An 18,668-nucleotide genomic window follows, 5' to 3' on the forward strand; every position below is an offset into this window, starting at 1 on the left:
ATGCGGGACGCCTTTCGCTGCAGGCGTAACAACGCACAGGCGCGCGCCGATCGCTTGATGATCGATTGACTTACGCGAGGTTACTCTCTACCATGATTTGCGAGGAAATCCTCGCATTTCGGCGCAGCGCGGCGCGGCGCGCGCCGCTGCCGCCGCCATCGCGCTTACCTTTCCCGTTTGAACGTTCGAGGTTACGACATGCCGTACGTATGGCTCTTTTTCGCTGGCGCGTTCTTTTGCAACGCGATCCCGCATCTGGCTTCCGGCCTGCAGGGGCTGCCTTTTCCCACGCCCTTCGCCCGTCCACGAGGGCGGGGCGACTCGTCGCCCATCGTGAATGTGGTTTGGGGCTTCGTGAATATCGCGATCGCAATCGCGCTGGGCACTGGACGTCTTCAGCAGCCTGCAACGCGCGAGGACGTCGTGGTGCTGCTGGCGGGCGGGCTCGTCATGGGGCTTTTTCTCGCGTTCCATTTCGGCGCGGTCCAGCGGGAAAAGCGCGCAGATTGAGGCCGAGGCAGGCGGCGGCAAGTCGTGAAAAAAACAGTTGCACGGTTTAGGGGAAAACCCTATACTTAACCCGTCTCCTCCATGTCTCCTGATATGGATTCGGCCCGCTCTCTCAGCGGGCTTTTTCTTTTCTGGCGCCGGTTTGCACGGCGCCGCCAGCCATCCTCGCCCGTCATTCCTTTACGAACACAAAGTCGCATTTGCGTGCGGTCGTGCGCGAGCCGCTGCCTGAAGTCGCGTCGAACTGCGCGCTGACTTCATACGAATAAGGCGCCCGAGTGCTGGCGTGCGGCGATGTGGCGGTCAGGCCCTGGGCGACGAGCGTGGCAGAACCGTCGGGTTCGATCTTGCCGTCCAGCGTGAGCCAGCCACTGGCGTCCCGTTCGCCGTGTTCTCCGTGCAGGATGTTTTGCTGGATTTCGACGGGGAATTGATATCGATAGCCCGGCGTATCGCCGGCGCCCTTGGGGCACGTGAGCGTCACGTTCCAGTCGCCGTCGAAGGTGCCGGCGGCGTGCGCCGCGGGTGTTCCAGCAAGGCACGCGCAGACAGCGATGCAGCGCACGGCCAACGTTAATTTACCTACCCGCATTGCGGCTCCCGGTGTCAAGTCATCTGGCACTATTGTGATCGCAATTGGCGTGCCGGTATGGGCGCCGTCGCACAGTGTGTCTCGCGGGAGCACGACGCCTGGCTCGTGCCTTTTGTCGGCCTGGCTGTGGCAGTATTGCGCAACTAACTGTCAAGCCCGGTCGCCGCAATCGAATTTGGCCCGCGCAACTGCAAAAGAATCCGGCCATTGACATGAACGACACCGGTTCCCAGGGCGCGCGGCGCAGAAGCCGGAGCGCGTGTGCCTGGTGTTCAGGCTGCTACTGCCCGGCCGCCACCCTTATCGTCGGGCGAGATTACGCTTGAGCGCTGCGCAGCCCGCATCCGTGAGCGGCTCGACCAACTGGATTCGCTCGTCGGGCTTGAAGTCGCTGATCCAGACTACGCGGCAACGTTGGGGCGAAGCGGGTGAATCCGGCATCACCTGAAGCGTCGCGTGATGATGCTCGAAGCGTCCGCCGGCCACGGTGTAGGCGAGGCGCATGCGGGCGTCGTCGACGGCGATCACGCGTTCCTCGATCACAGTGCCGTCGGCGAACGTCACCCATCGCACGTCGCTTTCCATGCGCGCATCGGTCAGCACGCCGGCGAACACACGGCCGACGTCGGCGGGATCGCGCAGCGCGGCCCAGACGTCCTGCGCCGAGGCTTCAACGGGAATGTCCCGGTAGACGGTAGCCATCGCACTTGTCTCCTTCGTGATGAATGACGCGTGCATCGTGCGCGCGTCACGCGCGGCGGTCCTGGGAAATCCTGACCTCGTTTGCGACGGCAGCGGCTGCGGCTCGTGACGCCTCAATGCGCGTGGCGATGGTGCACGTCGGGGTAGTGCGCGTGGCTATGCGTGATCGGCGCGTGACGGTGCGCATGCGTGTGCGGCTCCGAGCCGCCCCACGCGAAATCGTGCTCGTGCTGATGGTGTTCGTCGTGCCGGTGCGCGTGGGGGTGTTCGTGCGGCTCGTGCGTGTGTGTGTGGTCGTGACGTTCGCGCACGTGCAGCCACACGCCGAACGCCATCAGCGCGAGCGCGAGCCAGAAGGCGAGTGCCGGGCGCTCCGGCCACAGCAGCAGTGATAGCGCCACGCCGAAGAGGGGCGCCACGGAGAAATAGGCGCCGGTGCGCGCCGTGCCGAGATGGCGCAGCGAGACGACGAACAGCACCAGGCTCACGCCATAGCCCGCGAAACCCACGGCCATGGCGCCGCTCACCGCCTGCCAGGCGGGCCAGTGCGCGCCCGCCGCGAGCGCAATGCCGATATTCACCGGCCCGGCCACGAGCCCCTTGGTGCAGGCCACGACCATCGCGTCGTTGGTCGAGACCTTGCGCGTGAGGTTGTTGTCGATGGCCCAGCACAGGCACGCGAGCGCGACGAGCAGCGCGCCGGGCGCGATGCCGGACACGGCGCCGGCATGCGCGCCGGGCCACGAGAGCAGCACGCCGCCCGCCACGATCGCCAGCATGCCCAGCGCGATCTGCGCGTCGAAGTTTTCCCGAAAGCAGACCCAGGCGATGAGCGCCGTCAGCACGCCCTCGAGGTTCAGCAGCAGCGCGCTGGTGGCGGCGGGCGTGGTGTTCAGGCCGAGCATGAGCAGGGCGGGCGCCGCCACGCCGCCCGCGGCGATCGCACCGATAAGCCATGGCAATTCGGCCAGGCGCAGCGGGTCGGGCGCGGGCGCTTGCGCGGCGGCTGTCTCGCCGCGGCGCGCCGAAACGCGGCGCAACAGCAGCACGACCGCGAGTCCCGAGCCGCTGCCGAGATAGAAGAGACCCGCGAGCATGAACGGCGACACGCTGCCGAGCAGCGCCTTGGCGAGCGGTGTGGTGATGCCGAACAGGGCGGCCGCGAGCAGCGCCGTGAAGATGGTATGCCGATGGGACTTCATTGCAGGCCGGAAGCGGGAAGAGGAGTAAAAAGCGTAGAAGGCGCGCGGTGAGCGTGCAAGCGGGCTGCGCGCCGAGCCGGTCCGGGAACCATAAAACTTTTAACTCGGGCAGGAGATCTGGGCCGATTCTGCCACACCGCGCCAGGTTTTCGAACTGGCACCGAGTCTTCTCATCCACCGGGCGAAACGCGCCGGCCATCTCCCGCGCCCTCTCTCTGCGGATGAGAGAAAACCCTGGATCTAAAAACATAGCGGAACCCGTGCCTACTGGTATGATGACATCATGACGGCATAAGTGATGAGTATGGCAAAGGAAGTCGCGACCGTCAGCTGGTTGTAGTCAGACAAAGGCGTTTAACCAGACAGGAGACAGCATCATGAAGGCACCCAGGCGTTGGCTTGCGTCGACGTTGATGTCATTTGCGCTTCTCGGCACGGCGGGCGCCGCGCAAGCGGCCAATCTCATCGCCATCATCACCCCCTCTCACGACAATCCCTTCTTCAAGGCGGAAGCCGACACGGCGAACGCGCGCGCCAAGGCGCTCGGCTACGACACCATCGTGCTGGTCCACGACGACGACGCCAACAAGCAATCGCAGCTCATCGACACCGCCATCGCCCGCGGGGCCAAGGCGATCATTCTCGATAACGCCGGCTCGGAGGCGTCCATCGCCGCGGTCCAGAAGGCGAAGGACGCGAAAATTCCGGCGTTCCTGATCGATCGTGAAATCAACGCGACCGGCATCGCGGTCTCGCAGATCGTTTCGAACAACTACCAGGGTGCGCAACTCGGCGCGCGCGCCTTCGTCAAGGCGATGGGCGAGAAAGGCAACTACGTGGAGCTCGTCGGCCGCGAGGCGGATATCAATGCCGGCATCCGCTCGAAGGGCTATCACGATGTGATCGACCAGTTTTCGAACATGAAGATGGTCGAGCGCCAGTCGGCGAACTGGAGTCAGACTGAAGCCTATACGGTGATGGAATCGATCCTGCAGAGCCACCCCGACATCAAGGGCGTGATAGCCGGCAACGACACCATGGCGATGGGCGCGACAGCCGCGCTGAAAGCTGCGAAGCGCAACGACATCATCGTCGTGGGCTTCGACGGCAGCAACGACGTGCGCGACGCGATCAAGCGCGGCGACATCCGCGCAACGGTGCTGCAGCCGGCGGCCGAGGCGGCCACGGACGCCGTCGATCAGGCCGACAAGTATCTGAAGACCGGTGCGACGGGCAAGCCCGAAAAGCAGCTCATCAACTGCTCGCTCATCACGAAGACGAACGCCAGCAAGCTCGACATGTTCGCCTTGCGTTAAGGCGCGCATCGGCAGCACGAGCATCGTACGAGCGGAGCGCGGCGCGCTCCGCAAGGACATCCGTAACCACATGGGGTTATGCATGGGAGTGCTTCGGTACGCGGTCATTGCCGTGGTGGCCGCCGTGTTGGGCGGCGCGCTGCACGGCTGCAAGCTGGTGAAGAACAGCGACCTGCAGGGCTCGGGCGGATCGCACGACAACTACGCGTCGGCGGGCTACGACCCGAACGCCATGGTGGCGTCGATGTGGAGTACGAAGATCGTGCCCGACATCGAAAAGCGCGCGGTGGACTATCGGACGCTGCGCGATGCGATCAAGGCGGACCCCGACGCCGCCGGCCACAAGTACGGCTATCGCGGCAAGGACGATGGCGCGCCGTGGAATTTTCCGACCACGCTGCACGGCACCATCGTGGACGTGGACACGCAGTCGAGCCAGGGCACCGTGGGCGTTGACGTCGACGGCAGCGGACAGGCGAGCGTGATCGTCGACATCGGCCCGACGGTGCTCGGCACCACGCTGCGCGATTCGCTCGATTTCATTTCGTTCAGCAATTTCCGCAACCAGATCGAGTATGCGCAGTTTGGCACGGCGCTCAACGCGTACGCGGCGAATCACGTCATGAAGCCGCTGCCGCGCAGCGACCTCAAAGGCAAGCCGATTACGGTGACGGGTGCGTTCTCGTACGATTCGTCGAGCGACCAGCCGGAGATCGTGCCGCTCGCGGTCACGGTCGGGGGCAAGTCATGACCGATGCGAACAATGCGGACGTGATCCTCCAGGTCGAGGACGTCACCAAGGTCTATCCCGGCACGGTTGCCCTGAAGGGCGTGAACTTCTCGGTGCGCCGCGGCGCAGTCAACGTGCTCGTGGGCGAGAACGGCGCGGGAAAATCCACGCTCATGAAGATCATCGCGGGCGCGGAGCAGCCGACCAGCGGGAAGCTCATACTGGACGGCAAGCCTGTCGCACCGGCTAGCAGCGCAGAGGCACTGCGCCACGGCATCGGCATCGTCTTTCAGGAACTCAACCTCTTTCCGAATCTCACGATCGCCGAAAACATCTTCATCGCGCACGAAATCACGCGCGGCGGTATCGATATCGACGCCGACGCGCAGCGCGCGAAAGTACGCGAGTTGCTCGCGCGGCTCGAACTCGACCTCAGCCCCGACACGCTGGTCGAGGATCTGCGCATCGGGCAGCAGCAGCTCGTGGAGATCGCGAAGGCGCTCGCCCACGACGCGCGCGTGCTGATCCTCGACGAACCCACCTCGGCGCTCAGCGCGGCGGAAGTGGCCGTGCTGTTTCGCGTGATTGCGGAGCTCAAGGCGCAAGGCGTGTCGATCGTCTACATCTCGCACCGGCTCGAAGAACTGGTCCGGATCGGCGACTACATCACGGTGCTGCGCGACGGCCTCATCACGGGCCATCAACCGATGGCGCAGATCGACGTGCCATGGATCGTGCGGCAGATGGTGGGCCGCGAAACCAGGGACTTTTCGCGTCCCGTCGGCCACGCGCGCGGCGCCGAGGTGCTGACGCTGCGGGACGTCACGCTGCCGCGCAAGGGCAGTGGCCTGCTAGTGGATCACGTCTCGCTGTCGCTGCACGCGGGCGAGATCGTCGGCATCTACGGACTGATGGGGGCGGGGCGCTCCGAGCTGTTCGAATGCATTCTGGGCGTGCACCCTCACGCAACCGGCTGCGTCGTGCTGGACGGCAAGGCGCTCGACGGCAAGCCGATCGCGGGGCGCGTCGCACAGGGCCTTGCGCTCATTCCCGAGGATCGCAAGGCCGACGCGCTGCTGCCCATCATGTCGATTGGCGAGAACATGACGCTCTCGAGTCTCGCGGCACATGCGCGAGGTTTCCACATCGATCCGCGGCGCGAGCAGCGCGCGGTGCTCGATTACATTCGCGATCTCGCGATCAAGGTCGCCGACTGGCGGCTGCCGGTCAGCTCGCTCTCCGGCGGCAATCAGCAGAAGGTGGTGATCGCGCGTGCACTGATGACCACGCCAAAAGTCCTGTTGATGGACGAGCCCAGCCGCGGCATCGACGTCGGCGCGAAAGCGGACATTTTCAGGGTCATGCGCGACCTGGCCGGCCGGGGACTGGGCGTGCTGTTCGTCACGTCCGATCTGGAAGAGGTGATGGCCTTGTCCGATCGCATTCTCGTGATGTCGAACGGCCGTGTCACCGCTGAATTCGATGCCGCCGACGCTACGCAGGACGCGCTCGTCGCCGCTTCCGCAGTCGGGCACAGGACGGCGCACGCCGCCCATGCGGCAGCGCACGAGCAGGCGGCCTGAGTACGCGCGTTCAATGGTTGTCACGGTTCGAACGTTTAGCCTGCATTCATCTGGAGAGTATTCATGTCGCTGGCCATCAAGAGCACGGCACCCGGAGCGAGCTTCAGCGAGGCGCCGCTGCTCCTGCTGCTGAAGCTGCGTACGTTCATCGCATTGTTCGCGGTCGTGGTCTTCTTTTCGTTCGCCGCCCACAACTTTCTGAGCATCGGGAACCTGCTCATCATGTCGCGGCACGTCGCGCTCAATGCCTTCCTCGCGATCGGCATGACGTTCGTGATCGTGGCGGGCGGCATCGACCTTTCGGTGGGCTCAGTCGTGGGCCTGACGGGCATGGTGGCAGGCGGGCTCATCCTCAAGGGCATTCCCGTCGGCAGCGAGTACACGCTTTTTCTGAGCGTGCCCGCCGTGATCGTCGTGGCGTTGCTCGTGGGCGTACTGGTAGGCGCGATCAACGGCCTGCTCATCACCCGGCTGAACGTCGCGCCGTTCATCGCGACGCTCGGCACGCTCTATATCGCGCGAGGGGCCGCGTTGCTGTCCTCGGGCGGCGAGACCTTCCCGAACCTGACGGGCAATCCCGCCTATGGTACCAGCGGCTTTCCTGTGCTCGGCAGCGCGACGATACTCGGCATCCCGCTTACAGTATGGCTGCTGGTCGTGGTGGGCGTGATCGCCGCGTACATCGCCGCGCGCACGCCGCTCGGCCGGCAGATCTATGCGGTCGGCGCCAACGAGCGCGCCGCCCAGCTCTCGGGTGTGCGCGTGAATCGCGTGAAGATGTTCGTGTATATGTTTTCGGGTTTCTGCGCGGCGATCGTCGGGTTGATCATTTCATCGGAACTCGTCGCTTCGCACCCCATGAGCGGCGAGACATTCGAACTCAACGCGATCGCAGCGGCCGTGCTGGGTGGCACGTCGATGTCGGGCGGACGCGGCAAGATCGGCGGCACCATCGTCGGTGCGTTCGTGATCGGCATGCTTTCGGACGGGCTCGTGATGATGGGCGTGAGTTCCTTCTGGCAAACGGTGATCAAGGGTGTCGTCATCGTGGCGGCGGTGGTCGTCGACCAGATCCAGCGGCGCGCGCAGCAGCGCTTTGCGCTGCAAAAGCAGGCTGCAACGGGGGCGTGACCGATGAGTGCAACAGCGGCGCAATTGAAGGGCGCGTTGATCGGCTGCGGGTTCTTCTCGCTCAATCATTTGCATGCGTGGCAGGACATCGACGGCGCGCGGATCGTGGTGCTGTGCGACGCGAACCGTGCGCGCCTCGACGAGGTCGGCGACAGCTTTGGCATCGAACGGCGTTACACGGATGCGGCCACGATGCTGCGCGAAGAGCGGCTCGACTTCGTCGATATCGCGACCACCGTGCCGAGTCACCGCGCACTCGTGGAGCTGGCGGCGGCGGCCGGCGTGGCCACGATCTGCCAGAAGCCGTTCGCCTCCACGCTCACCGATGCGCGCGCGATGGTTCAAACGTGCCACGAGGCCGGCGTGCCGCTGATGGTGCACGAAAACTTTCGCTGGCAGAGTGCGATCCAGGCCGTGGGAAGGGCGCTGCGCGAGGGAGCGATCGGACCGTCGTTCTGGGGTCGAGTGTCGTTTCGTTCTGCATACGATGTGTTTAGCGGTCAGCCCTATCTGGCGCAGGGCGAGCGCTTCATCGTCGAAGATCTCGGCATCCACACTCTCGATGTCGCGCGCTTCCTGTTCGGCGACGTGGCGCGTGTGAGCGCCACGACCGCGCGCGTGAACCCGTCGATTCGCGGCGAAGACGTCGCGACGATCCTGCTCGCGCATGAAAACGGCGTGAGCAGCGTGGTGGATTGCAGCTACGCGACGCAGTTGCCGCGCGAACTCTTTCCGCAGACGCTCATCGAAGTCGACGGCGCGGAGGGCACACTGCGGCTCTTCGCCGACTACCAGTTGCAGATCCATACGCGTACAGGGACGGAACTGCGCAGCGTCGCACCGCGTGCGCTCTCGTGGACGAGCGAGCCCTGGGTGGCGATCCAGGGCAGCGTGTTCAGCATCCAGTCGCACTGGGTGGATTGCCTGCAGCGCGGCGCCGAGCCGGCCACGAGCGGTCGCGACAATCTGCGCACGCTGGAACTTGTGGAGGCCACGTATCTTTCGGCGCGCGCGGGGCGCAGCATCGTGCCGGGAGAGGCTGCATCATGAGCGCGGGTAAGAACAACGCGGTCTACTACGGCACGCAGCAGCCGGTGACACCGGCGCGCCGCCTCGAAGCGGGACCGTGGTCGGCGTGGCTGATCGATGGCGCATTGCACGACATTCGCTATCAAGGCACCGAAGTCATACGCGCCGTGTCGTTTCTCGTGCGGGACAAGGACTGGGGCACATGCCGCCCCGACGTCGAACGCATCGCCGTCGAAGAGACGGCGGGCGGTTTTCACGTCGCGTATGACGCGCGCTGCGCGAATCCGGACGGAGACGCGCTCAGCTTTGCACTTGCCATCGATGGATCTGGCGATGGCGCGCTCTCGTTTCGCAGCGACATCACTGTGTATTCTGACTTTCTCGCGGCGCGTTGCGGGTTTTGCGTGCTCCATCCCATCGACGGCGTAGCCGGCGCACCCGCGCGCGTGGAGCACGGCGATGGCCGTCGTGAAAGCGCGGCCTTCCCGGCGCTGATCGATCCGTGGCAGCCCTTCAAGGACATCGCGGCAATCGAGCACGATCTGCCGAACGGCTTGACGGTGCGTTGCACCTTCACGGGCGACGTGTTCGAGATGGAAGACCAGCGCAACTGGTCCGATGCTTCGTTCAAGACCTACTCACGCCCGCTTGAACTGCCCTGGCCTTATACGCTGGAAAAGGGCGCGCCGCTCACGCAAACGGTGACGCTGAGCGTGGGTGGTACGCGTCAGGCGGAGGGGAAAGCAGAAGCTACACGAGAGGCGCGTGCCGACAAGATCGAAATCGCGTCTGGCAATCCCGGGCAGTACGAAACCATGCCCGCGATCGGCGTGGCGATCGCCTCAAGCGATGCCGCAGCGGCGCTCGCGAATCTCGCGTTGCTTGCGGAGCTTGGACCGCAGCAATTGACGCTGAGCTTCGACCCGCTTGCGGGCGATGGCGTGCGCGAACTCGAGCGCTTTGCGCGGTTGCAGCGCGAAAGCGGCGCGCCCGCCGTGCTGGAGTTTGCCTTGCCCGGTGTCGAGGCGCCGCCTGTGGAGCTCTCGTGCCTGGCCGCCCAGATCGACCAGGCGGGCCTCGCGTTGACGGGCATCGTCGTGAGCCCGGCAGTGCATCGGCAGTCGAACCCGCCGGGCAGCGTGAGCCCACCGTGTCCCGCGCTCGACGAGGTCTATCGCGCGGCGCGCCGTGCGTTCCCCAGGCTGCGCCTTGGCGGCGGCATGCTGAGCTACTTCACGGAGTTGAACCGCAAGCGGCCGCCGCTCGACATGGTCGACTGGGTTATCCACGCGACGTGCCCCATCGTGCACGCCGCCGACGACCGCAGCGTCATGCAGACGCTCGAAGCCATTCCCCACATTACGCGCTCGTGCCGCGCGCTGATCGGCGGGCAGCCCTACGCGATCGGGCCGGTCTCGATCGGCATGCGACAGAACCCATACGGTTCGCGCGTGATGCCGAATCCCGCAGGCGAACGCGTCGCGATGGCCGCCAACGATCCACGCCAGCGCGCGTTATTCGGCGCGGCCTGGCTCGCAGGGTACGCGGCGGCGCTCGAAGGCGCGGGGATCGAAACGATCACGCTGGGCGCCTTGACAGGGCCGCGCGGGCTTGCCGCTGTGGAAGGCAACACGCCCGCACGCTATCCGGTTTTCGATGTCGCGAAGGCATTGGCTCGCGTGGCGGGAGCGGCGCGTTTGCGGGTCACGCGAAGCGGCGATGCTGTCCGTATCGCGTGCGTTGCGGTACGTCACGCCGACGGCGCGATCGAACTCGTGCTCGCCAATCTGACGAGCGAGCCACGCGAGGTTCAGCTCGAATTCGACGAGGCAATCCGCACGTCGCTGCACGCGACGAGCCTCGACGAGCGCACCTTGATCGGACGACCCGGCGCGACCTCGCCGTGGACGCTGTCGCCCGGTGTTCCGGTAGCGCTGCTTCCGTTTGCCTGCGTGTTTGCCTCTTCGCGCGCGGTGTTGACGTAGCGTCCGCGGCGCATGAGCGCTGCGGCGTGCAGGCATGTCGGTGGAAATACCAGGTGTTGTCGTTCCGTCATGATGGTCTACTCATCATACCAGCACATATGATCTGTTGCGGATCATCTCGCGGGAGCAAACGCATGCAAGCCGTTTCAGGAAAAGCCGAATCCGCTTTCGAACGTCCGACGATCCGCAGGGTCTCGCTGCGCCTCGTGCCGTTCGTCGCCTTGATGTTCTTCATCAACTTTCTCGACCGCACCGCGATCTCGTTTGCCGGCCCGAACGGCATGGCGCACGACCTCGGTCTCGACGCGGCGCAGTTCGGATTCGCCGCGGGCGTGTTCTTCATCGGCTACATCTTTCTCGAAGTGCCGAGCAACCTGGCGCTGCATCGCTACGGAGCGCGCCGCTGGCTCGCGCGCATCATGGTGACGTGGGGCGTGGTCGCGCTCCTGCTGGCGTGGGTCGACAGCGCGACTTCGCTCTATGTGCTGCGTTTCCTGCTAGGCGTGGCGGAGGCGGGCTTTTTCCCCGGCGCGATCCTTTTCCTCGGCAACTGGGTGCCGCAGCGTCATCGCAGCCATATCCTCGCGCTGTTCTATCTCGCCCAGCCGCTCACCATCGTGATCGGCGCGCCGTTCGCCGCGCTGCTCATCGGGGCCCATGGCCTGTTTGGCCTGGCGGGGTGGCGCGTGATGTTCATCGGCGTGGCCTTGCCGGCCATCGTGGTGGGTGTGATCGCGTGGTTCTATCTGAGCGACCGCCCCTCACAGGCGCGCTGGCTCACACGCGACGAACAGGCGTGGCTCACCGCGGAACTCGAAGCGGAGACGCGCACGAAAGAAGCGGGTGCCGTGCGTCACGGCGCGCATGCGGGAGCGGCCCTGCTGAGCCCACGCGTGTGGATGTTTTCGCTGATGTACTTTGGCCTCGTCTATGGCCTTTACGCGCTCGCGTTTTTCCTGCCGACCATCATCGGCGGATTCGAAGGGCAGTTCGGCACGCACTTCAACGTGTTCCAGAAGGGACTCATTACGGCCATTCCGTATCTGCCCGCCGCCATTGCGCTCTTCGTCTGGAGCCGCGACGCTACACGCCGCGGCGTGCGCGGCTGGCATGTCGGGATTCCCGCACTGCTCGGCGCGCTGAGCATTCCGCTTGCGCTCTACATGAAGTCGCCGGCCGCCAGTATTGCCGTCATCACGGTGACGGCTTGCGCCGTGTTCGCCGCGCTGCCGTGCTTCTGGACGCTGCCGGCCCGCTCGCTCTCGGGCGCGGGCGCCGCGGCTGGCATCGCGCTCATCAACACGGTCGGCAATGTGGCGGGCTTCGTCGCACCTTACGTGACGGGCGCCATGCACGATGCAACCGGCTCCTGGCACGCGCCGATGTTCGTCGTCGGTGCATGGATGCTGCTGAGCGCTGTGCTCGCGCTGGCCTTTGCCCGCGAACCGCGCACATCGCGTGAGCGCGAGCGCGCGCTCGCCGCGAATTGATCGAACCTGGACTCACAGACCTGGCAAGGAGGATGAGCATGAAAGAGAAAATTGCGCTCTTTGGCGCGGGCGGAAAGATGGGCTTTCGCCTCTCGGGCAACCTGCAGAAGTCGGACTACCGCGTCGCGCACGTGGAAGTCGGCGAGGCGGGTCGCAAGCGCCTCAAGGACGAGCTGAGCATCGACTGCGTGTCGGTCGAAGCGGCGCTCGATGGCGCGCAGGTCGTCATCCTTGCCGTACCCGATACGCTGATCGGCAAGCTGAGCCACGAGATCTCGCCCATGCTGAAGGCCGGCACGATGGTGATGACGCTCGACGCCGCCGCGCCGTTTGCGGGCCATCTGCCGGAGCGGCCCGATCTCACGTACTTCGTTGCGCATCCGTGCCATCCGATCATCTTTAACTACGATGTCGATGAAAAGTCACTGCACGATCATTTCGGTGGCGCACACGCAAAGCAGTCGATCACGAGCGCGCTGATGCAGGGCCCGGACTCGGCGTTCGATCTCGGCGAGGATGTGGCGAAAACGATCTACGCGCCGATTCTGCGCTCGTATCGCCTGAGCGTGGACCAGATGGCCATGCTCGAGCCGGGTCTCTCCGAAACGGTCTGCGCGACGCTGCTGTACGTGATGCGCGAAGCGATGGACGAGACTATCCAGCGCGGTGTGCCCAAGGAAGCCGCGCGCGACTTCCTGCTCGGCCACATGAACATCCTGAGCGCGGTGATCTTCAACGAGATCCCCGGCGCGTTCTCCGACGCCTGCAACAAGGCGATCGAATTCGGCAAGCCGCGCCTCATGCGCGACGACTGGAAAGGCGTGTTCGATCGCGCCGAGATTGCCGAGAGCATTCGCCGCATCACCTGAACCGAAACAGGAATCGCACCGTGACCGAACGTATTCACGCGACTTACTGGCTGGAAACCGGCGATGATCCGCGGCGTGCCGCCGACGTCATCGCCGGAGAGCAGTCGAGCGGCACTTTCGTCGCACTGCCAAACGAAACCCCCGAGCTGAAGGCGCGCTCGGGCGCGCGGGTCGAGCGCCTCGACGTGCTCGAAACCGTGGACGCGCCGAGCCTGCCCGGCGGCATGCGCTCGGACACGTACACACGTTGCACGCTCGAACTCTCCTGGCCGATCGGGAATTTCGGTGCGTCGCTGCCGAATCTGATGTCGACCGTTGCGGGCAACCTGTTCGAGCTGCGCCAGGTGTCGGGCCTGAGGCTCACCGGGCTGCGACTGCCGGAGTCGTTCGCGGCGGCCTATCCAGGGCCGGCATTTGGCATCGAGGGCACGCGCCGCCTCACGGGCGTGGCGCACGGTCCGCTGATCGGCACGATCATCAAGCCGAGCGTGGGGCTCTCACCCGCGCAAACCGCGCAGCAGGTGCGCGATCTCGTGCAGGGCGGCATCGACTTTATCAAGGACGACGAACTACAGGCCGACGGCTCCCATTGTCCCTTCGACGAGCGCGTGAAGGCGGTGATGCGCGTCGTCAACGACCACGCCGAGCGCACCGGCAAGAAGGCGATGGTGGCGTTCAATCTCACGGGCGATCTCGACCAGATGCGCCGGCGCCACGATCTCGTGCTCGCGCATGGCGGAACGTGCGTGATGGCCGTGCTCAATTCGGTGGGTATCGTCGGGTTGCATGAATTGCGGCGGCATTCGCAGTTGCCCATCCACGCGCATCGGGCGGGGTGGGGCTACCTCTCGCGCAGTCCGGCGCTCGGTTGGGACTACGCGCCGTGGCAGGTGATCTGGCGTCTCGCCGGCGCGGACCACATGCATGTGAACGGCCTGCGCAACAAGTTCAGCGAACCCGACGACAGCGTGATCGCCGCGGCGCGCGCCGTACTTGCGCCGGCGATGGCGAGCGCCCCCATGCCGGCCATGCCTGTTTTCAGCTCGGGGCAGACCGGCCTGCAGGCCGCCGATACCTACGCCGCACTCGGCTGCGCGGATCTCATCCACACGGCGGGCGGCGGCATCTTCGGACACCCGCAGGGCGTGGCGGCCGGCGTCGATGCGTTGCGCGAAGCCTGGTGCGCCGCCATCGAAGGCGTACCGCTGGAGCAGCATGCGCAAAGGCATCCGTCATTGCGTGCGGCGCTCGGCTTCTGGAAGTGAGCAGCGGGATGGCTGAAACAAACAAAGCGTCCCTGCCCGAGGGCCTGCTGCTCGCCTATTACGGCGACGACTTCACGGGGTCGACCGATGCGATGGAGGCCATGACGGCCGCGGGCATCCCCACCATCCTTTTTCTCGACACGCCAACGCCCGAGGCGCTCGCGCGCTTTCCCGACGCGCGCTGCGTGGGGATCGCGGGATCGTCGCGCGGGCGCAGCGCCGCGTGGATGCGCGAAACGCTGCCGCAAGCCTTCGCGAGCCTCGCCGCGCTCGGCGCACCGGTGCTGCAATACAAGGTGTGCTCCACGTTCGATTCGTCGCCGGAGGTGGGGTCGCTCGGCGCCGCGATCGACATCGGCACGCAGTCCATGCCGGGAAACTGGTCGCCGATGGTGATCGGCGCGCCGCGCCTGAAACGCTATCAGGTGTTCGGCAATCTCTTCGCAGCCGTCGACGGCGTCGGCTATCGCCTCGACCGTCATCCGACGATGTCGCGCCACCCCGTGACGCCGATGGACGAAGCCGATCTGCGCCGCCATCTCGCGCGGCAGACGGCGCGCCGCATCGAACTCGTCGACATGCTTCAGTTGCGCGCCGGGGAGGGCGCCGCGCGCGTGGGCATGCTATGCGCGGACGATCCCCCCGTCGTGCTGATCGATGTGCTCGACGACGAAACGTTGGCAGAGGCGGGCCGCCTCGTTTGGGAAGCGCGCGGCGAAGGGGTGTTCACGGCCTCTTCGTCGGGCCTCCAGTACGCGCTGGCCGCGTACTGGCGCTCGCGAGGCTGGCTGCCTGCTGCGCCGTCGTTGCCCGCGGCGAGTCGGGTCGAGGCGATTGGCGTGGTGAGCGGCAGTTGTTCGCCTGTTACCGCGGCGCAGATTGGTTGGGCACGCCAGCACGGTTTTCACGTGGATCGGCTCGACCTCGCGCGTGCCCTCGATCCGCAGGCAGGACCCGCTGAGATCGAGCGGGCCGCAGGTGCCGCGACGCAAGCCATCATCAATGGAAGCAGTGCCGTGGTCCACAGTGCGGAAGGCCCGGACGACCCGGCCGTGCGCGGCTTCGACGAGATTGCGCGGCGCTGCGGACGCACGCGCCAGGACGCCGCCCGCGAGGTAGGCCGCGCGCTCGCGGAGGTGATGCGGCGCATGCTCGATTGCACGGGTGTCTCACGTGTGGTCGTTGCGGGCGGTGACAGTTCGGGCGAGGTCGCCAGCGCGCTGGGCATTGACGCGCTCAGCGTGGCGGCGGGCGTGGCGCCCGGTGCGCCGCTGTGCCGGGCGTGGTCGAGCACTGCCGCGCGCGATGGCCTCGAAATCGTGCTCAAGGGCGGACAGATCGGCCAGGCCGACTTCTTTGCCGCCGTGCGCGAAGGGCAGGCGAAGTGATCCGGCGGTGACGTGGTGGCCGGCGGCGCGGTATGGTATTGTCATTACACCAGACGTTTACAGTACCACTGCAATGGGCGAGATCATTCCACGTCGCAAGCTATACCAGGAAGTCGTCGACCGGCTCATGGAACGCATTCGTGCGGGCGAGATCGCGCCCGGCGCGCAGTTGCCGTCCGAGCGCGAACTGATGGAGATATACGGCGTCGGGCGGCCGGCGGTGCGCGAAGCGCTGCAGGCGCTGGAGCGTTCCGGCATCGTCGAGATCGTGCATGGCGAGCGCGCCCGCGTGGTCGTGCCGACCGCTGATCGCCTGATTGCCCAGATTGCCGGTGGGGCGCTGCATCTGTTGCGCACCCAGCCCGACATGCTCGAGCACCTCAAGCATGCGCGGCTCTTTCTTGAAACCGGCACGGCCCGCATGGCAGCCGAGCGCGCCACGGAAGAGGACGTCGCACGGCTTCAGTTGAGCGTGGCGCAGCATCGCGCGTCCATGGTCAATCTCGCGGAATTCATCGAGAGGGACATGGCGTTCCACCGCGAAATTGCGAAGATCAGCGGCAACCCGATTTTTCCGTCGATCGTGGAGTCGCTGTTCCGCTGGGCGGGTGAATACTACCAGCCGCTCGTGCGTGCGCCAGGCGTCGAGGAACTGACGCTCACCGAGCATCAACGCATCGTCGATGCGATCGCCGCCCGTGACGGCGACGCCGCCGAGGCGGCGATGCGCGCCCATCTGACGCGCGCCAACGAACTCTACCGTACGCAAGGCCGCAATTAGCAATACGGTGGCTGGCGGGTCGCTACTCGAGCGGCAGGTGGTGCCTCGGCTGCGTCAGCATCGTGGGCTTGAGAATGTCTTCGAGTTGGGTCCGCGTGAGCAACCCTCTCTCGATGACAATCTCGGCGACGCTCCTTCCCGATACGAGCGCTTCCTGGGCTACCTGCGTCGCATTCGTATAGCCGATGTACGGATTCAGGGCAGTCACGATGCCGATGGAATTTTCAACGAGCGAACGAAGCCGCTCGCGATTGGCCGTGATTCCGTCGACACACCTCGACGCCAGGGTGAGGCATCCCGCACGCAGGTGCGCCACGCTCTTGAACAGGCTGTGCGCAATGACCGGCTCGAACGCATTCAACTGCAATTGACCGGCCTCCGCAGCAAAGCTCACCGTCACGTCGTTGCCGATGACTTCGAAAGCGATCTGGTTCACGACCTCCGGAATGACCGGGTTGACCTTGCCCGGCATGATGCTGGAGCCCGCCTGCACCGGCGGCAGATTGATTTCACCAAGGCCCGCGCGCGGGCCGCTCGAAAGCAGGCGAAGGTCATTGCAGGTCTTCGAGAGCTTGACCGCCACGCGCTTGAGCACGCCCGACAGCTGCACGAACGAGCCGACGTCCTGGGTCGCCTCCACGAGATTGGGCGACGTCGTCACAGGGATGCCGGTGACGCTGGCCAAATGGCGGCAGACGAGCGGCGCGTAGTCGGGCGACGTGTTGATGCCCGTGCCGATCGCCGTGGCGCCCAGGTTGATTTCGCAGATCAGTTTCGACGCTTCGCGCAGACGTTCCTGGTCTTCCTCGAGCATGACTGCAAAGGTGCTGAACTCCTGTCCAAGGGTCATGGGGACCGCGTCCTGCAACTGGGTTCGCCCCATCTTCAGATCGTCGTGAAACTCCACTGCCTTTCGTTCGAACGACGCGCGCAGGACAGCCATCGCATCGACCAGTTGCGCGATACCCATATACGTGGCGACTTTCAGCGCAGTCGGATAAACGTCGTTGGTGCTTTGTCCCAGGTTCACATCTTCGTTTGGGTGCAGTACCTTGTAGTCCCCGCGTGCGTGGCCCAGATGTTCGAGCGCGAGATTGGCGATCACCTCGTTCGCGTTCATGTTGGTCGACGTGCCGGCCCCGCACTGGATTACGTCGACGACGAACTGGTCGTGCGCGACCCCCTCACGAATCTGCTGGCACGCGTGAACGATCGCCTTCATCTTGTGTTCGGGGAGCAGCCGCAACTCGCAGTTCGCTATCGCCGTGGAGGTTGCCGCCAGCCCGCAGTCGCAGGGGCGAGGCGTGATGGTGTTCGCCGCGCGTCTCTATTGAAGCGGCGAAGACTGTCTACCAGCAAGGTTTTTTCCCGTCCGTTTCGTGAGCGACAAGTGTCGCTGGAGGTGTTTGACAACTCAAATGCCACCATAGCCAGGTTAAACATCAGGGTAAGCACGCTCCAGCAAACCCGATGAATTTTCATTGTGCGCAGAGTCCTCTGCGGTTCCCCGATGAGGGTCGGCTGGCGAATCTCGCCCAACCAACTAAGTACGGTCGCATCGATGGAGGTACATCCTGTCGGTAACCGGGCATTGAAAATGTACGGTCTCACACAGAATCACCTTTGCGGAACTGCAACGGCCGCTTGTGGGCCGACTACAGCCTGTGCGCAACCGGTTTCAATGGCATCCGAGAAGATCCTAAAAGAGCCGCTACATCGCGCGATGCTCGGCGTTTGATCCGGAAAGCTATCTGGATGGCCGCGGTATTTGTTGTGTGCGCAACCGTGCAACCTTCGGCGCGAGAATGACGCCTTGGCGTGGTGGTTCTGACAATTGCTGACAGTGGCGCGACGCCAATGCACATAACTTCGTACTCAAAGTCACACGGTCGCTTTGGAGTGCCCAACCGCCATCGAGCGCGTGCGGTTGGCGGCAAACGGTGTGCCATTTCCAGTGACGGATGCGCCGCGGCTATTTGCTGCTCCACCAGCAATGAGGTTCGCTGCTTCGGGACCGCAACGCGCCAGCGTAGATCGGTAGTCATGCTTTCCCCCTATCCCCGGCTGCGGAGCCATGCTTCGCAGGCATGCGGGT

Annotated in this window: 15 protein-coding genes and 1 pseudogene; 12 read left to right on the forward strand and 4 right to left on the reverse strand. The window is 65.1% G+C overall.

What is annotated here, in order from left to right:
- Nucleotides 1-198 precede the first annotated feature (198 nt).
- The gene (locus tag AB4Y44_RS11065; protein ID WP_368699530.1) at nucleotides 199-510 is read left to right on the forward strand and encodes a hypothetical protein; all 312 of its coding nucleotides are present in this window, start codon (nucleotides 199-201) and stop codon (nucleotides 508-510) included.
- Between the two features lie 172 nt (nucleotides 511-682).
- Here the strand turns inward: AB4Y44_RS11065 and AB4Y44_RS11070 are convergent, their stop codons facing one another.
- From AB4Y44_RS11070 to AB4Y44_RS11080, 3 genes are all read right to left on the reverse strand, one after another.
- A complete protein-coding gene (locus AB4Y44_RS11070; RefSeq protein WP_368699531.1) occupies nucleotides 683-1,195 on the reverse strand; it encodes a hypothetical protein in 513 nt (170 codons plus the stop codon).
- Between the two features lie 207 nt (nucleotides 1,196-1,402).
- Entirely contained in the window at nucleotides 1,403-1,804 is a 402-nt protein-coding gene (locus AB4Y44_RS11075; RefSeq protein WP_368699532.1) for an SRPBCC family protein, read from the reverse strand.
- A 113-nt stretch (nucleotides 1,805-1,917) separates the two neighbouring features.
- On the reverse strand, nucleotides 1,918-3,006 hold the full coding sequence (locus AB4Y44_RS11080; protein WP_368699533.1) for a DMT family transporter: 1,089 nt from the start codon (nucleotides 3,004-3,006) through the stop codon (nucleotides 1,918-1,920).
- 377 nt (nucleotides 3,007-3,383) lie between these two features.
- On the opposite strand from AB4Y44_RS11080, the gene AB4Y44_RS11085 reads away from it, so the two are divergent.
- From AB4Y44_RS11085 to AB4Y44_RS11135, 11 genes are all read left to right on the forward strand, one after another.
- Entirely contained in the window at nucleotides 3,384-4,322 is a 939-nt protein-coding gene (locus AB4Y44_RS11085; RefSeq protein WP_368699534.1) for a D-ribose ABC transporter substrate-binding protein, read from the forward strand.
- An 82-nt stretch (nucleotides 4,323-4,404) separates the two neighbouring features.
- Nucleotides 4,405-5,073: a DUF2291 family protein gene (locus tag AB4Y44_RS11090; protein ID WP_368699535.1), complete on the forward strand. Its 669-nt coding sequence runs from the start codon at nucleotides 4,405-4,407 to the stop codon at nucleotides 5,071-5,073.
- Nucleotides 5,070-6,635: a sugar ABC transporter ATP-binding protein gene (locus AB4Y44_RS11095; RefSeq protein WP_368699536.1), complete on the forward strand. Its 1,566-nt coding sequence runs from the start codon at nucleotides 5,070-5,072 to the stop codon at nucleotides 6,633-6,635. Before AB4Y44_RS11090 ends, AB4Y44_RS11095 begins: the two co-directional genes overlap by 4 nt.
- Nucleotides 6,636-6,698: 63 nt before the next feature.
- Nucleotides 6,699-7,766 (forward strand): ABC transporter permease, encoded by a 1,068-nt coding sequence (locus AB4Y44_RS11100; RefSeq protein ID WP_368699537.1) that lies wholly within the window; start codon nucleotides 6,699-6,701, stop codon nucleotides 7,764-7,766.
- Nucleotides 7,767-7,769: 3 nt separating this feature from the next.
- On the forward strand, nucleotides 7,770-8,816 hold the full coding sequence (locus AB4Y44_RS11105) for a Gfo/Idh/MocA family protein (protein ID WP_368699538.1): 1,047 nt from the start codon (nucleotides 7,770-7,772) through the stop codon (nucleotides 8,814-8,816).
- Nucleotides 8,813-10,780, forward strand: a complete 1,968-nt coding sequence (locus AB4Y44_RS11110; RefSeq protein WP_368699539.1) for a hypothetical protein — start codon at nucleotides 8,813-8,815, stop codon at nucleotides 10,778-10,780. Before AB4Y44_RS11105 ends, AB4Y44_RS11110 begins: the two co-directional genes overlap by 4 nt.
- Nucleotides 10,781-10,914: 134 nt before the next feature.
- Nucleotides 10,915-12,270: an MFS transporter gene (locus AB4Y44_RS11115; RefSeq protein ID WP_368699540.1), complete on the forward strand. Its 1,356-nt coding sequence runs from the start codon at nucleotides 10,915-10,917 to the stop codon at nucleotides 12,268-12,270.
- 38 nt (nucleotides 12,271-12,308) lie between these two features.
- Complete coding sequence (locus AB4Y44_RS11120) at nucleotides 12,309-13,139, forward strand: phosphogluconate dehydrogenase C-terminal domain-containing protein (RefSeq protein ID WP_368699541.1); 831 nt, start codon at nucleotides 12,309-12,311, stop codon at nucleotides 13,137-13,139.
- Nucleotides 13,140-13,159: 20 nt separating this feature from the next.
- Nucleotides 13,160-14,404, forward strand: a complete 1,245-nt coding sequence (locus AB4Y44_RS11125; RefSeq protein ID WP_368699542.1) for a ribulose-bisphosphate carboxylase large subunit family protein — start codon at nucleotides 13,160-13,162, stop codon at nucleotides 14,402-14,404.
- A gap of 8 nt (nucleotides 14,405-14,412) precedes the next feature.
- Nucleotides 14,413-15,792, forward strand: a complete 1,380-nt coding sequence (gene oiaK, locus AB4Y44_RS11130; protein ID WP_368699543.1) for a 3-oxo-isoapionate kinase OiaK — start codon at nucleotides 14,413-14,415, stop codon at nucleotides 15,790-15,792.
- A gap of 73 nt (nucleotides 15,793-15,865) precedes the next feature.
- Nucleotides 15,866-16,573: a transcriptional regulator NanR gene (locus AB4Y44_RS11135; protein ID WP_069266474.1), complete on the forward strand. Its 708-nt coding sequence runs from the start codon at nucleotides 15,866-15,868 to the stop codon at nucleotides 16,571-16,573.
- Nucleotides 16,574-16,595: 22 nt separating this feature from the next.
- On the opposite strand, the pseudogene AB4Y44_RS11140 reads toward AB4Y44_RS11135, so the two are convergent.
- Nucleotides 16,596-17,855: pseudogene (locus AB4Y44_RS11140) on the reverse strand (aspartate ammonia-lyase); the annotation flags it as partial.
- Nucleotides 17,856-18,668 lie beyond the last annotated feature (813 nt).

This window comes from Paraburkholderia sp. BR10937 (genome assembly GCF_040965695.1).
Taxonomy (GTDB): domain Bacteria; phylum Pseudomonadota; class Gammaproteobacteria; order Burkholderiales; family Burkholderiaceae; genus Paraburkholderia.

Excerpts from the sequence above, each read along its gene's own strand:
- AB4Y44_RS11110 (WP_368699539.1), top strand. The coding sequence starts at position 8,813 with ATGAGCGCGGGTAAGAACAACGCGGTCTACTACGGCACGCAGCAGCCG.
- AB4Y44_RS11095 (WP_368699536.1), top strand. The coding sequence starts at position 5,070 with ATGACCGATGCGAACAATGCGGACGTGATCCTCCAGGTCGAGGACGTC.
- AB4Y44_RS11120 (WP_368699541.1), top strand. The coding sequence starts at position 12,309 with ATGAAAGAGAAAATTGCGCTCTTTGGCGCGGGCGGAAAGATGGGCTTT.
- AB4Y44_RS11115 (WP_368699540.1), top strand. The coding sequence starts at position 10,915 with ATGCAAGCCGTTTCAGGAAAAGCCGAATCCGCTTTCGAACGTCCGACG.
- AB4Y44_RS11090 (WP_368699535.1), top strand. The coding sequence starts at position 4,405 with ATGGGAGTGCTTCGGTACGCGGTCATTGCCGTGGTGGCCGCCGTGTTG.
- oiaK (WP_368699543.1), top strand. The coding sequence starts at position 14,413 with ATGGCTGAAACAAACAAAGCGTCCCTGCCCGAGGGCCTGCTGCTCGCC.
- AB4Y44_RS11135 (WP_069266474.1), top strand. The coding sequence starts at position 15,866 with ATGGGCGAGATCATTCCACGTCGCAAGCTATACCAGGAAGTCGTCGAC.
- AB4Y44_RS11065 (WP_368699530.1), top strand. The coding sequence starts at position 199 with ATGCCGTACGTATGGCTCTTTTTCGCTGGCGCGTTCTTTTGCAACGCG.
- AB4Y44_RS11100 (WP_368699537.1), top strand. The coding sequence starts at position 6,699 with ATGTCGCTGGCCATCAAGAGCACGGCACCCGGAGCGAGCTTCAGCGAG.
- AB4Y44_RS11105 (WP_368699538.1), top strand. The coding sequence starts at position 7,770 with ATGAGTGCAACAGCGGCGCAATTGAAGGGCGCGTTGATCGGCTGCGGG.
- AB4Y44_RS11075 (WP_368699532.1), bottom strand. The coding sequence starts at position 1,804 with ATGGCTACCGTCTACCGGGACATTCCCGTTGAAGCCTCGGCGCAGGAC.
- AB4Y44_RS11080 (WP_368699533.1), bottom strand. The coding sequence starts at position 3,006 with ATGAAGTCCCATCGGCATACCATCTTCACGGCGCTGCTCGCGGCCGCC.
- AB4Y44_RS11085 (WP_368699534.1), top strand. The coding sequence starts at position 3,384 with ATGAAGGCACCCAGGCGTTGGCTTGCGTCGACGTTGATGTCATTTGCG.